The organism is Terriglobales bacterium (genome assembly GCA_035764005.1).
Classification (GTDB): Bacteria; Acidobacteriota; Terriglobia; order Terriglobales; family Acidobacteriaceae; genus Gp1-AA112.
Genome location: DASTZZ010000122.1, coordinates 1 through 13,446 on the forward strand (window position 1 = coordinate 1; position 13,446 = coordinate 13,446).

Genomic DNA, 13,446 nt, shown 5'->3' on the forward strand with positions numbered 1-13,446 from the left:
AACGAGCCCGTTTCCTCCGACGCATCACGAGGTATCCGGTCATTTACCAAGTCACCAAGTCGGCAGTCCGGCTGATCGCGAGGGATTCGAGCGCCAGACGATCTCACGTAACCGCAACAATCCAAGCACGGCTATTAGCAGTTAGCTTTTACCTCGAAGCGAAAGAGTGGCCTGCGCAGTTTGTTTTCGATCACGAAGAAAAGATCACGGCTTTTCACAATGCTGGATGTCCTGCCACTGCTCTTCCGCAGCGAGCAGGGGAACCGTATTTGTGGGAAGAATTTGTCCTCCCTTTCGACTACGGAATTTCCGTTGCGATGATTGACCACACCCATCGAAGCTGTTTCTGGCAGGCGCTAGGCTTTGTCAGACGGTTCGTACCTGCTTTGAAAGTGCTCGGGCACAAACTCGGATTGACGATCGTGATTGGAAGCGAAACGCGCTATCGCACATACTCTCGACTCGTTCATCATCGCACTTTGAAAAAAGCTGCCGGGATGGATCTCGATATGTTCTTGAGCCCCTACCTAGTGCAGGGCGCGAATCTCTCGATCCCGCAACTGATATGGCCTGCGCAGGCGCACCCAGAAGAGCTCGATGATGCAGAGTCAGTGCCGATCAACAACAATTTTGTCAGGAGTCGGCTCTCCGCAGTTGCGGAGGCTCCGTGAAAGTCACAAAAGTCACAAAAGTAAATTTACTTTTGTGATTTCTGTGACTACGACATTGACACCCACAACCGCCCGGCGGACAGACAACTCCCGCCAATCCACGTCTGCCACTTAGCCACAACAAGACCGCCATCCAAAATGAAGGCGAACAGAGCCGCTAACGCTGGAAGGCGGGCCGCAGGCCCGCCTTGCGGCCAAGCAGATCACAGGGCGGACTCCTTTCCCTTAACCCATTTTCCTTTTTCAATTCCCGTTAGCCATTCCCTTGTCGCGGGATCACGGACTGGAGATTCACAAAGAAAAAGGAAGCTGATTCCTGGCGAGTTCCACTTTGGGAAACGGCGAATGTAACCAACAAATATTTCGATCCACATCGACCAACCCACGCCAATTCACACGAATAGGCAGGCGAGTTGATGAAGAGAGTAGAGGAAAGCGAAAGCAATCCGCAGCAATCGACTTGTGCTATTGTTCCGCTCAAGGCGGACACCGGCGCCTCGCTCCGAGGAGACTTCGAGCGTATGGCACGTCGGCGTTTTCAACAACCCACGCCGGTCAAGCGTGGAAAGTGGTGGACCCTTCGAGTCTGGAAGGACACCTTCGACGATGGAAAATTCACCCGCACGCGAAAACGCGTGCGGCTCGCTCCCGCCAGCATGGCGGTGCGTGATGTACTTAAACTTGCGCAAAAGCACTTGGAGCCGATGAACCACAGCCTTGCCGCGGTCGGTTCCGCTACCAACTTCAACTACTACGTCGAAAGGACGTACAAACCAGTAGTGCTCCCGCTGATGGCCCAGACCACGAAAGAACGATACGAGGGTGTTATCAAGGACTATCTATCTCCCACCTTCGGTTCGTTTTCTCTCAGTGATCTCAACAAGCTCGCGGCTCAGCGCTATTTCTCAAATCCCAAAAACTTCGCCAACCTGGAACGCGCCTCGATCGACAAGATCCGCGACGTGCTCTCCAGTATCCTGCGCTCAGCCGTTGATTACGGACTGATCGAAAAGAATCCAATCGAAAACGTTCGTATGCCGCGTGCTAAATCGGGAAAAAAGGCGAACAAGCCGCACCTCACTCCGGAACAGTTTGTACAGATCATCACAGGCATCCCCGAACCTTACGCGACCATGGTGTACGTGGCCGCGTGGACCGGGCTGCGCGTGAGCGAACTGATCGGGCTGCGTTGGGATGATGTGCACACCGACTCCTTGACCATCGATGAGCGTTACTGTCGCGGCGACTGGGGTGAACCCAAGAGCAATGCGAGCAACGCCACTATCGGTGTCGATCTTCATGTCATCGCTCGCATCGAGCGACTGAAAACACTTACGGTCACGGTCCGAGCTGGCCGCGCCAATCGGAAGTATCGAGTGGTGAAGTCAGCCGCGCCGCACGATTTGGTCTTTCAGTCGGTAAAGGAAGGCAAGCCGATGCGCGATAACAACATCCTTGCTCGCTTTATCAAACCTGCAGCGCGAGCCGTGGGTTTGGAGTGGGTGAACTGGCGCTGCCTCAGAACTTCCAGGGCAACTTGGATGATCGAAGCGGGCGCGAATCCAAAAGATGTGCAAGGTCAAATGCGTCACTCGCGCATCTCCACCACGATGGACATCTACGCGCAATTTGTACCCGAGTCCGCGCGAAGAGCCATCGAGCGGACGAGAGAGATGGTCGAGCGTCGCACTGCGGCCATGCAGCAATTGGTTACCCAAGCAGTGCAATGAGAGCTCTGGGTTCGATGGAGTTTTGGACCCACCAATTGGACCCAAAATGAGCTCAGGAAAAAATGATGGTTTGCAAGTTGTTGAAAGTAGTGGTGGCCAGGGACGGAATCGAACCGCCGACGCCAGCCTTTTCAGGGCTGGACTCGGAAAAAGTCATCTTGTTGATTAGGCACTGGTTAGCCCTCTCCATTGCACCGGTTTCAGTGCGGTTTATTGGAACCATAATGGAACCAAAATTTCGGCTCGCCGGAACGCCTCAGTTCCATTTCATTGCTTCTTGCGCATCCACGGCGGAGCAGTCGAATCCGCTTGAAAACATAAACGCAAGTACTTACGCAGCGCGAGCGGCAACAAAAGTACACGCCAGCAGCAGTAGTAGTTCAGGTTCACTGGTTTGCAAAAATTAGCGGAGGCGCATGGAAACTCTCATGTGGTTTCCGATGACCGCAAGTGATCGCTAAGCCAAAGAGGTTCTTGGCGGACTCAACTCTCGCAGCTTCGCTGTCTTAATCTGCTTTGCGAGACCGAGAATTTTAAGCAGCCAGATGCCGTACCAGTTCATATCAACTTCGTACCACTTCAGGCCATGACGTGATGAAGTCGGATGAGCGTGGTGGTTGTTGTGCCAACCTTCGCCGAACGTTAACAGCGCGACTAGCCAGTTGTTGGTGGACATGTCGCGCGTTGGAAAACGCCGGGAACCCCAGACGTGCGTGGCTGAGTTCACCAGCCAAGTGGCATGCAGACCAACAACAGTACGGAGGAAGATACCCCACAACAAAAACGGCAGTCCGCCGAGCGCCAACAGCACGATCCCAAGGACGATCATGGGAAGGTAATGGAATTTGGTGATCCAGACATAGAACTTGTCTTTCGCGAGATCGGGCACGTAGTGCGCCAAGGTAGAAGTGTCGTGGTGCATGGATCTGCCGGTCAGAATCCACCCCATGTGTGCCCACCACTTGCCATCTACGGGAGAGTGCGGATCGCCTGGCTTGTCGGAATACTGATGATGAATGCGATGCGTTGCAACCCAGAATATCGGCCCACCCTCAAGTGCCAGGGTTGCGCAGATGGTAAGGAAGTATTCAACCCATTTTGGGGTCCTGTAGCCTCGATGGGTGAGCAGCCGATGATAGCCCATACCAATTCCGAGACTTCCAGACACCCACCACAAGAAGACCGCCACGAAGAATGCTTTCCACGTAAAGAAAAACAGAGCCGCAAGCGCTCCGATGTGAAATGCAATCATGAAAAAGGCGGTAATCCAGTTAATTTGATTGTCGGCGGACGGTTTCTTGGCTATGGCCTCGATGTGCATGGTTTCCTTCTCTATCTCAATTAGATATCGAGGCCACACAAATGAAGCCGCTCTTTCTGTAATACTTGCGTAATATCGATTCGGGTCGATGCGAATGCCAAACAAGTAGAAGTTAGTCTTTTAGTCGGAAGTTGCTTCCGCTATTTCATCTGATCAGTGAGTGAGTTACTCGTGCAACCCAAAGCGGCAGCTTTAGAACATTGAAAGAAGGCTATAAGGTCGAATATGACGCCGGACAAGGATAGAAACGACCGCCTGCTAGCATCGGCCTGCAAAACTGGGCATCTCTGCGGAACATCTACTTGCTTCCGAGATATCCTCCGACTCATTTGTGACTTGTTGATTGAGCGGCCAGGATCCTACGCTCTGGGTGGGAGAGATTGATCATCAGTGGATTGCTGCGGTTTCTCCCGAGCTTCGTTTACTGTAAGCGAGCGGCCGTTAATATCTTTTCCATTCAGCAGCTTCATGGCCTGTTCAGCTTCGCCGTCAGACATTTCAACAAATCCGAATCCTCTTCCTTTTCCCGTGTCTCGTCGCACCACTTTGGCGCTGTTCACAGTCCCATGCTGTGCAAATATCGCTTCCAGTTGCTCGTCTGTGAGCGTGAAGCCGAGATTACCTACGTATAGTCTCATCCTGTCGCCTCGATAAGGCGTTTCCGTGAAGCGATCACCGCGGAAGCACCCGTCCAAAAAGCAGTTATTTGTAACGTTTCGGAGATCCTCTTGCCGGATTACAGTTCTCGGCCTGGGTGAGCGACTTCCATTCGCTGGAGTTGCTCGCGCCATTCATCGCGCTTGGCTCGCAAAGAGCTAATGAATTGACAATCTCCATCCTGCAGATTCGGATGTCCTTCATAGACCTGGGCTTCAGTTTCACACACATTCGCCAGGCGCTCACAGAAGTTGCGGTACAGCTTCTCGACAGGTCGCACCGTCTTTTCCCTTCAAATTGCTTATCAAAAAGTTCCGATGCCAGCCATGCTCCCTGGCTACGGATCGTACTGCCCTCAGCCACAAGTCACTAAGCATAAATGTTTTGTTGCCACTGCCGCTGTTCAATTTTGCTCATGCACACTTGTATGGAAATGAAGGCAGGAGAAGAAACGTGTTCGAGGCATTCGGAAAATTGCATCCTGCTCAGCAGACTTGAAGATGCCATCTGTCGAATTATTGGCTGTCACATGCTCGAAGTCTTGGGAAAGCCTTCTCGACATCCTCCCAGGCCAGGCGCATCGCCTCTAACTCGGTCTTTCCGATGAACCGGTAAAAGTCGATCGCCCTGTCCCTGGCTCGTTCCTCTTCAGCTGTCAATTGCGTTCTTGTTTGCATAAAACTCTTTTCATAACGATTGAGTGCTGCGATGAGTGATCTGCGCCGCACGTATTTGATCGCGCCTTGCCTCACCGCTGCACAAAAGGTTGAGTGATTCTTGCACGTCCAAGCGGAATCATTCGTAAGAATTTCCAATTGCGGAGCAGAGGGCATTTTGGGTGCTCAACAGCGTCATCCGCAACATCTCAGGTGAAGTGGGTAGGTTTGCCAACTTGCTATAGCAGCCCGACAAACGCAACAGCACGGTAAAGAGATCTGCGTCTCCGTCAGCGGGAATGATCATTTTACGATTGCCGGAGCAGATACGGTCGTAGCATTTATTTTGCGGGAAGTCGAACTCGGCGCAATTTGCGCGGCCTGGTGAATCCTTTCGGCGATGCTTTGCAACACTGTGCTCTGCTGCAAGTGCCGCGAATGTCCAGTCACGACTACATACGGTATTCCAAGAAAGCGTCGGGCATGAATGCCAGTGATCTCGAACGCGTTGAACTTGGACGCTCTGGTCTTCTTTAGGACGCGAATAGCTGCACAGCGTATGGCAGTACCGCTCCAGGATCCCCAAGACGTGCCGCTGATAGCTCCTCCCATAAACATGAGGTTCCAACCATCTTCACGAATCTGCCGATCCAGATCGTCGCCGTCCAAGTTCGTGATCGCCTGCCATTCATCGCAGAAAGTTTCTCTTTGCACCCAGACGGATTCCGGAACGAACGTATCGGTCCGTACCAAAACAGTTCCAATTCTCAAAGGATTTGACATCTGGCAAACTCCTTGGGCCGCATGTGGCTGAGGCTTCGCACCACCATTCTGCGAGTCGCGCCTAAACCGCGGCGGCCAAACCCTCGATCTTTGGTTGCGCGCTTGTGGTGAGGCTTTCTTGAGTTACTCTCAGCAACAACGCCAGCTCTTCAATGTCCAGATCTGTCGGGGCGCTAATTCCTTTTGCTAAATCGCTTACATGCTGAATCGTACAGCCAAGACTCACGGCAACGTCGTAGTTGCTCAGATGAAGTTGTTGCATTCGACGGCGCAGGAGTTGGTGGAAAGACATTTCGTTCTGTTCTTCCTCGGGGAAGCCGTATTGCGTGTCGGCGTCCTGGGATAGCTCCGCAGCCAAGTCGTTCTCCGCCGCAGCTATTGGGCTTCTCCCATCGATCTCTTGTCTAAGAAACTCCCGTGTGCTGGTCAAGGTGGCTAGAACGCGGGGTGGAAGATGCTCGCGTAGGCCCAACGACTTGGGGTTCTTAATTAATTGTCCCAATGTTTCGTAAATCTCGCTAAGTTGCGCTGTTCTCGTCGGAGTCGGCATATTGATCTCCAATCGACTTGCTAATCCGGCACACAAAATCGTTTGTAGTTATAGGCCATCAAGGGACCATGTGACTGAGCGGTTTCATACCAATCTGGAGCACTCTACAGATGGAGCGATCTCACTCATAATCGAGAAGCATGGATCTGTTCCAGCCTCGTCATGCGCTAAAAGATATCGGATGAGAAGTCTCCGGACTACCGCCCTCTCATCCGGAATGACAAAATTAAGCGACTGCAGCCTGGGTTGCGGTTACATTATGTGATACGGAACTGATCACGCCTGAAACGCGCACTTTGGGCGGACCGTCCAGGTACTTATCCAGCGTCTTCAACACGGTGGGATAGGTACTGCTGTTGTAAGCGTCGGCCTGCTCCTTCGAATCCCAGAAGCTGATCGCGGTCACATAACTATCATTGTCACCAGACAGAGCAAGTTCGTCGCGGAATCCCGCCTGTTTGCGCAGCATGGGTACGATTTCCTTTTCGAAGGTCTGTTTGAAATCACTGAGAGTATTCGGCTTCAGGTGAATAGAAACGTTTCGAGCAAACATGGCAACCTCCTTAAGGTTGTAGTCGGTTGCTAAGAGGGAAAACTTCAGAAGGACTGACTTAGTTCAGAGGATCTGAAAGAGGATAGGAAGTCTCACTCATCTGTGACCGTACGCTTCCATAAGACAATAGTCAAACGCAGCACTAATAATCTGCAGGCATTCATTCACCAGACTTGTTGGGTACCACCGGGTTTCCGTTTAGCGCGTGCTGCTGCCGGCCACGATACTCGGCGGCGATAACCTGGGCGTCCAGAATTCCGTTTCCATCGCACCGTGGACAAACCATAGCGTGATTGATTGTTCCGATCCCCCGACACAAAGGGCACTGCGCAATGTTTTCCGCCGTCATAGTGCAACGATACTCTGGCCGGAGGCTCTGGTCTGAGCAAAAGTGCACAGGTCATGAAGCGATTCACTCCGTGACATTTTGATTCGATTCGCTTTTGCGCCTGGCAACATCAAGCCTATGCCGCTGCTTCAGGACGAAGCACCGGGGAAATCATTCGGAGGATTGCGATCAGCTCTGAAGTGAGAATGCGAGCATCCTCCCTGCTGATACCTGCTTCTGCAGCTCGCGCGTATTTTACCCGAGCGCGGTCAAGCCTGGCGGTAATGACGGCAGGCAGGAAGTGCGTGTGCTGTAACAGTGCAGATACGTATTTTTCGTAACAGAGCCGGAGCGCGTCCGGACGCGCGATTGCGTGATTATTCAACAATTGCGCTGCGGCACAAGCTTGTTCAGCGGCAAAGGCAAGAGTGACTACGCTATCCCAACTTGGACTCGTCATTTATTTATCCTGTCGTCCTGTCGTCGTCCCATGTGACACTTCGGGCCTAGGGTAGAGCAGCACAAGTGGGGACTGGACATGGACACTATCCCGCTGCCCTTTTCAGGGAACTCGACGCCTTTGCTGCGATCGGAGGAGCACTCTTCTTGGGCGACGCCACTGACAGCGAAAAGTCAATGATGTATCGCACCGCATTGAGGCAGAAGATGCAGGGCGTCTCCATTACAGTAGCTCCAATTTCAGACTCCACGTTCAATGGGAATGAACGCAAACATTCGGTGCATGTCAATACGATGTAAGGGACGCCACGGGCGTCTTTGCCATTGCGGGGAACCCACACGGGAGCGGATTGCCTGGTGTGAGTGCTGGCCTGTGAAGCTGCGGTTAAAAGCAAATCAGCGACGAGTCTCAACAGAATCTCTGGATTGTTCGCGCCTTTTGCATAAAACGCGTCAGCGATTACGCCACCCGGCACGGCATCTCCAGCTTCAAAGGCGCCGCTCATGGCGACCACCAGAATTTGTGGGAAGCGGCGGCGGATCACCGACAGGAACTCGAATCCTGACATCTGCGGCATATTCAGATCGGAAATAATCAATTCCGGCATATGAGTTTTAATCTGCAGCAGCGCGTCAAAGCCATTTTCTGCGGCTTTGACGTCGTATCCGCGAGCTGCCAACAACATCGACATGGTAGCGCGAATGCTCGGATCGTCGTCGACAATGAGAATTCGCCCTTTGGGAGTGTTCAACATGGGGATCTCCTCACCGCAATTGCAGCGGCAAGAGAGTCTCTCATTCGGAGACTCCGGAATCTGTTCAACTTTGAACAGCTCAGAAAACTTCTGCGAGAAACTGCTTATGCTTTGCCGATGTGCAGGATAGTTGGTCTCTTTACTTTCTTCGGGCGTCTCTTGCTTTTCTGTAATCTTCTCGACATAGCGCGATCATAGCCAAAAGAGTCGACAGATACTGTGCAACTTTGTACAGACTGATTTCGGGGATTGCGGAATACCCAAACCGTATCACCGAATCGCGCTGTATAAAACAGCTCAGCGAAACTTGCGTTAAAAGACCCAGACTAGTGACTGAGTTCGTTCCAGCAGCACGGAGGGCGAGCCCTGGAGGCCATTTTGTGGTTTTGATTATGGGCGCAGTCGCAGTTACGGGGATTGGAATTGCTATTGTAGTCGGCGTAGTGCTTTTTCTTCTAATTCTGCTGAAGCTGAGTTTTAGAGGATTGCCAGTCAAGAGCGCAGTTATTGAGATACAGCCGAAGCCTAAGACAGCACGCAAATAGCAATTACCACGCTCACCTTGTGATGATCTTAGGAATCACAGGGCGGACTGCGCTTCTTCAGGCCGAGATCTGATGCCCCACAATCGAACCTGTGGGCTTCTGGTACACGGGGATGTCACAATCTCTGCAACTCCGCCACATCGCAGGCAGAGTGGACCACTTCCGCCTGTCCGTCGGCTCTTGCATACTGGCACTTCTGATTCATGCTCATAATTCAACTATGGCTCACTCCAGAGGAGCTTTGCGTGATTTCACCGGGGAGGCCCTTCGAGTGTCTCGTCCCGCGCTGCTGCCGCAGATTCGTCCTTCAGCTTCGTGGCCACACTAAAAACATCCCCGAGTAAGGCTTCGTCCGCAGGCAGAACGGGCCGCCCCATAGCGTAGTCCACAGCGCGCATAAGGTCGTCCCCTCCTAGAGAGTACTCCTGGTTATCGATCGATAACTTCACGAAACTCAAGAACCGAGGATGCGAGGTGATATAGATCTTTTGTGCACCGGTGTACTTTATGCCGTTCATTTCGTAAATAGTGACCGCATTCATGATTTCCGAGCCCATAAGTCTCCTGACTTCCTCATTCCATTCGGCGCAGTGGGCCAATGAGAGCGGAACCAGCTCACTTGGTAAAGCAGCAACTATGCTGCTAAGCACCACGATTCGCATTTGCAAGCGACCTGCGCCAAAGCTATTAAAAGGCTGAATTCAGGTCCCGCGCTGTGCAAAACAGCTCAGCGGGTTTTGCCGGCAAGGTCCACAGTAGTAGTTAGAGTGCCTCGACTCATTTCTCCGCACAGAGGATCACGATATGTCATTGACAGCAGGCAATCTTCGCATTTACCAGGGGTATCGCGAGTTAGACAGCATCCTGGGTATTGGCAGCTTGGTTTCCCGGCTGCCTCAAGCTCTCGTGGATCGCCTGAATGCCATGCGAAGGATGCTGCTAGAAGCATTGATCAACTCGACTGAAGCGGATTCGTATGGCGATTTGCTCGCTGCAGAACTATTGGAGAACGTAACCGCCGAACGTTCGTCGCTCGATCTTCCACGTCCATCTTCGCAAACGGCTGGTGTTCACTGTTGATCAGTGCGGAATGTTCAAACAGCACATAATCTGACTGAGTACCTCCGAAAGAGGCAACTAAGCTGAATTGCACTACTCGCCTTTTGTTCTATCGAATGTTTCACCATGTTTCAAGGAAGGACCAAATGAAAACACTTCAAAAGCAGTTGTTGTGGACTCTAGCTCTGGCTGTAGGCAGCACCACGGTAGGCGTTATGCAAGCCACCGCTCAGGACGGCGGCCGTGGTCAGGACCAAGGCTCCCACAGGTCTTATAGCGAAAGATCCGGCAGTCCTGCGTATCAACAAGGCATGCAGCAGGGACAGCAAGATCGAAACGAGAATCGTGATCGGCAATATCGGGGACAGTATCAAAACCCTAATGACCGAGCGGACTATCAGGCGGGTTATGACCAGGGCTACAGCGGCAACAGCCAAAACAATCGCGACGCCAGGCGCAGCCACGGACGCCAGGACCGCGACGCGTACGACTCCCGAAACGGAACTTACAACCACTCGGACAGCCAGGCGCAGAAGGTCGGCTACCAGGACGGAATAAACGACGGCAGCGCCGATCGCCGATCTGGGCACAGCTCCCGGGCCACGCAGCAGCAGGCCTACAAACATGCCGATCACAACTACAGCGTGATTTACGGCGACCGGCAGCAGTATAAGAACATGTACCGTCAGGCTTACCAACAAGGCTATCAGCAAGGCTACAACGCCGGAGTTTCTTACCGTCGCTAAAAGTGCGCTATCGGGGATTGGCATGGCGTTGCCCCGCGAAAGGGCCAGCGTCGCCAGTCCACGCAACCTAGTGGCCGGTAATCCGAAAGCAGAACTCAGCGAGGCGACCGGCTTACTCGTATTGCAGTCTAAAAAGGAAACAACATGATTTCAGACGCAGCAATCGAAATTTTCAAGAGCGCGTCCATTCAGCCGAGATTTCTGACACTAACGCAGAATGATGTGATCAAACTCGAATTACTTGCTAAAGAAGTGAAGGAGATTCTGGCTCGAGGCGTGGCCAGCGACAACACGCCCGAATGGCTGAAGCCTCATGCCAATGGAAACGGTTCTGCCAAGTGAGACCGGCCTGGACACGACGTACTCCGCAATACATTCGGGAATTCCAAAAACCGGCATCGTGACACACCGAGGTAAAGCGTGCAGCCGGTTTGGCGCATCCCGAGCACCCGTAGGCCGAAGTTGGCGTACACTTGATAATGCACGTACGGAAGGAGGCTGTGCCGTGGCACGCCGCTCACCAAAGACCGTACTCGAAGCTCCCACCTCGAATGCGCGCATCCAGGAACTCGACGAGAAGAACGCCGAACGGAACCCCCGTGTCCGTCTGGCGTTCGATCCAGACTTGCTCTTAAAGAAGCTCGGTAACGGAAAAACTGTTCAGAGTTATCGCGACAAGCAGTCGGTATTCTCTCAGGGCGATCTTGCCGATGCAGTCTTTTACATTCAAAAAGGAAAAGTGAAGATCACCGTGGTCTCCAAACGGGGAAAAGAAGCGGTGATAGCTATTCTCCAGGAAGGCGATTTCTTCGGCGAGGGGTGTTTGTCAGCTCAAGCCTTGAGGATTTCCACAGCCAGCGCCATGCAACATGCTGATGTTGTGCGGCTGGATAAAAAAATGACCGTCGGCCTGCTCCAGAAAGATCCGCAATTTGCCGAGATGTTCATTGCTTACCTGCTCTCCCGCAACATTCGCGTTGAGGAAGATTTGGTGGACCAATTGTTTAACTCCAGCGAAAAACGGCTCGCCCGGCTGCTGCTGCTTCTTGCCCATTATGGAAAGGATTCAAAGCCGGAAACGGTAATTCCCAAAATGAGCCAGGAGACGCTGGCGGAAATGGTCGGCACCACGCGCTCGCGCATCAGCTACTTCATGAACAAATTCAGGAAGATGGGCTTCATTGAATACAATGGCAGCCTGCACGTGCACAGTGCTCTGCTTACGGTAGTTCTTCGCGACTGAGTTTTCCGGCCGGTGCCGGGCAGTACGGCAGTCTGTCCTCCCGGCGCATCTAAACGCACTGGCAGTCACTCGACACAATCTCGTCAGCCCGGTTCGTGGAGCCTTGTTGCGACGAGTACTGCCAAGACAGTAGCGACATCGCGGATATTTCCCGCAATCGTTATCAGAGCCTCTGATACGCGGGGATGCTCTTCAGCCATCGCTTCAAGACGCGTACCGATGTTGTGAAGTTGTTCAACTTCCTCGAGGATCGCATGGAAAGCCATTGTTGCCCGTTTTCATTTGCAGGCTAAGCGAGGGAAGACTTCAGATGGACTGCTTAGTTCAGAGAACCTGAAAGAGGAAAGATAGTAACTGCCTCATTTCTAATGTAGCAGGTTAGGAAGTGTCATGGATGGTTCAAATTGACCTTCTATTCCCTGGCAATCTTGAGATCATAAAGACGTGGGCAAGAAGAAAATCACGAAGCGATCGGCGAAGGCGACTCTCGCCGACGTCGCCAGGGAAATGGCCAAGCCCAGAGTGGCTACATCTGCGCGAAGCCTGCATTCACGTTCCAAGAAAACTATCTCTGGCGAGTGGCGTTCAACAGGCCCGACGTCCGAGTCGTGCGGAACGAAGTCCGACTATCTGGGAGTTTTGCCCGACAACGAGGCTGCTGCTCCCCTCAGGTCCGACGAGTAACTCAAATCCCGGTGAGTCGATGATGTGTGAGCCACCTCGTTGAGGCACAATATGCAACACGGCTTCGCAGGCCCATGCCCATTTCCTTTCTTGGAGCGGCCCGTGGGACGGAGCGATTTGCGCACGGGTTGCCGGCATTGCTAACTCATGAGCTTCTTTGACAAGCGCACGGCATGTGTCCTCAGCACGATTGTGCTGTTCGCGCTGGTGGCAGGATTCATTTACGGTGCTCGTCGTATTCTCATTGTCTTCTTGTTCGCGGTTCTCTTTGCTTACTTGCTGGAGCCTTCGGTATCGCTGGTTCAGCGTCGCTCAAGGCTCTCGCGAGGCTCGCGCTCGCTAGCGATTCTCCAGGTTTATGTAATCCTGCTGCTCATCATCTCAGGAATCACAGTAGGGATTGGTCCCCGCGTGGCAGATGAAGGCCGAAGGCTTGCGGCCGCTCTTCCCAGTCTGTTGGATCAGATGTCTTCGGGCAGGATCGTCACTCAGCTTGGCGGAAAGCACGGGTGGAGCTTTGAGACGCAGATGCGTGTACAACAGTTCTTCGCCGCGCATCGCGCAGCCATCATTGCATGGGCAAGCGATTTTGGCGGTCGCGCAACTATGCTGCTGGCGAACACCGTCTGGCTCATCGTCATACCTATCCTGGCCGTATTCTTTTTGCGCGATGCGCGTGGATTCGCGGACTCCATCGTTCAGATGG

The 13,446-nt window shown here is 52.9% G+C and carries 16 protein-coding genes; 7 read left to right on the plus strand and 9 right to left on the minus strand.

The features are described 5' to 3' along the window. Together VFU50_20235 and VFU50_20240 are read left to right on the plus strand one after the other, a co-directional pair. Positions 1-671, plus strand: a 671-nt coding sequence (locus VFU50_20235) for a hypothetical protein (protein ID HEU5235197.1), incomplete at its 5' end; no start/stop codon positions are given. Between the two features lie 416 nt (positions 672-1,087). Then, positions 1,088-2,401 carry a tyrosine-type recombinase/integrase gene (locus VFU50_20240; protein HEU5235198.1) on the plus strand — a complete coding sequence of 438 codons (1,314 nt, stop codon included), beginning with the start codon at positions 1,088-1,090 and terminating at the stop codon, positions 2,399-2,401. A gap of 457 nt (positions 2,402-2,858) precedes the next feature. On the opposite strand, the gene VFU50_20245 is transcribed toward VFU50_20240, so the two are convergent. From VFU50_20245 to VFU50_20285, 9 genes are all read right to left on the minus strand, one after another. Then, on the minus strand, positions 2,859-3,722 hold the full coding sequence (locus tag VFU50_20245; GenBank protein ID HEU5235199.1) for a fatty acid desaturase: 864 nt from the start codon (positions 3,720-3,722) through the stop codon (positions 2,859-2,861). Positions 3,723-4,081: 359 nt separating this feature from the next. Then, positions 4,082-4,360, minus strand: coding sequence for an RNA-binding protein (locus tag VFU50_20250; protein ID HEU5235200.1), 279 nt, complete (start codon positions 4,358-4,360; stop codon positions 4,082-4,084). 98 nt (positions 4,361-4,458) lie between these two features. Continuing rightward, positions 4,459-4,659 (minus strand): hypothetical protein, encoded by a 201-nt coding sequence (locus tag VFU50_20255; GenBank protein HEU5235201.1) that lies wholly within the window; start codon positions 4,657-4,659, stop codon positions 4,459-4,461. A gap of 679 nt (positions 4,660-5,338) precedes the next feature. Next, positions 5,339-5,818, minus strand: coding sequence for a hypothetical protein (locus VFU50_20260; protein ID HEU5235202.1), 480 nt, complete (start codon positions 5,816-5,818; stop codon positions 5,339-5,341). Between the two features lie 61 nt (positions 5,819-5,879). Beyond that, on the minus strand, positions 5,880-6,368 hold the full coding sequence (locus tag VFU50_20265) for a helix-turn-helix transcriptional regulator (GenBank protein ID HEU5235203.1): 489 nt from the start codon (positions 6,366-6,368) through the stop codon (positions 5,880-5,882). Positions 6,369-6,594: 226 nt separating this feature from the next. Then, a complete protein-coding gene (locus tag VFU50_20270) occupies positions 6,595-6,921 on the minus strand; it encodes an antibiotic biosynthesis monooxygenase (GenBank protein HEU5235204.1) in 327 nt (108 codons plus the stop codon). Between the two features lie 464 nt (positions 6,922-7,385). Continuing rightward, positions 7,386-7,709 (minus strand): hypothetical protein, encoded by a 324-nt coding sequence (locus VFU50_20275; protein HEU5235205.1) that lies wholly within the window; start codon positions 7,707-7,709, stop codon positions 7,386-7,388. 85 nt (positions 7,710-7,794) lie between these two features. Next, on the minus strand, positions 7,795-8,463 hold the full coding sequence (locus VFU50_20280; protein HEU5235206.1) for a response regulator: 669 nt from the start codon (positions 8,461-8,463) through the stop codon (positions 7,795-7,797). Positions 8,464-9,259: 796 nt separating this feature from the next. After that, positions 9,260-9,565: a hypothetical protein gene (locus tag VFU50_20285; protein ID HEU5235207.1), complete on the minus strand. Its 306-nt coding sequence runs from the start codon at positions 9,563-9,565 to the stop codon at positions 9,260-9,262. 247 nt (positions 9,566-9,812) lie between these two features. On the opposite strand from VFU50_20285, the gene VFU50_20290 reads away from it, so the two are divergent. From VFU50_20290 to VFU50_20310, 5 genes are all read left to right on the plus strand, one after another. Further along, positions 9,813-10,088, plus strand: coding sequence for a hypothetical protein (locus VFU50_20290; protein ID HEU5235208.1), 276 nt, complete (start codon positions 9,813-9,815; stop codon positions 10,086-10,088). Positions 10,089-10,213: 125 nt separating this feature from the next. Beyond that, entirely contained in the window at positions 10,214-10,813 is a 600-nt protein-coding gene (locus VFU50_20295; protein HEU5235209.1) for a hypothetical protein, read from the plus strand. Between the two features lie 144 nt (positions 10,814-10,957). Further along, entirely contained in the window at positions 10,958-11,155 is a 198-nt protein-coding gene (locus VFU50_20300; GenBank protein HEU5235210.1) for a hypothetical protein, read from the plus strand. Beyond that, the gene (locus VFU50_20305) at positions 11,133-12,056 is read left to right on the plus strand and encodes a Crp/Fnr family transcriptional regulator (GenBank protein ID HEU5235211.1); all 924 of its coding nucleotides are present in this window, start codon (positions 11,133-11,135) and stop codon (positions 12,054-12,056) included. Before VFU50_20300 ends, VFU50_20305 begins: the two co-directional genes overlap by 23 nt. A gap of 831 nt (positions 12,057-12,887) precedes the next feature. Beyond that, positions 12,888-13,446: AI-2E family transporter (locus VFU50_20310; GenBank protein ID HEU5235212.1), on the plus strand; the 559-nt coding region annotated here is incomplete at its 3' end.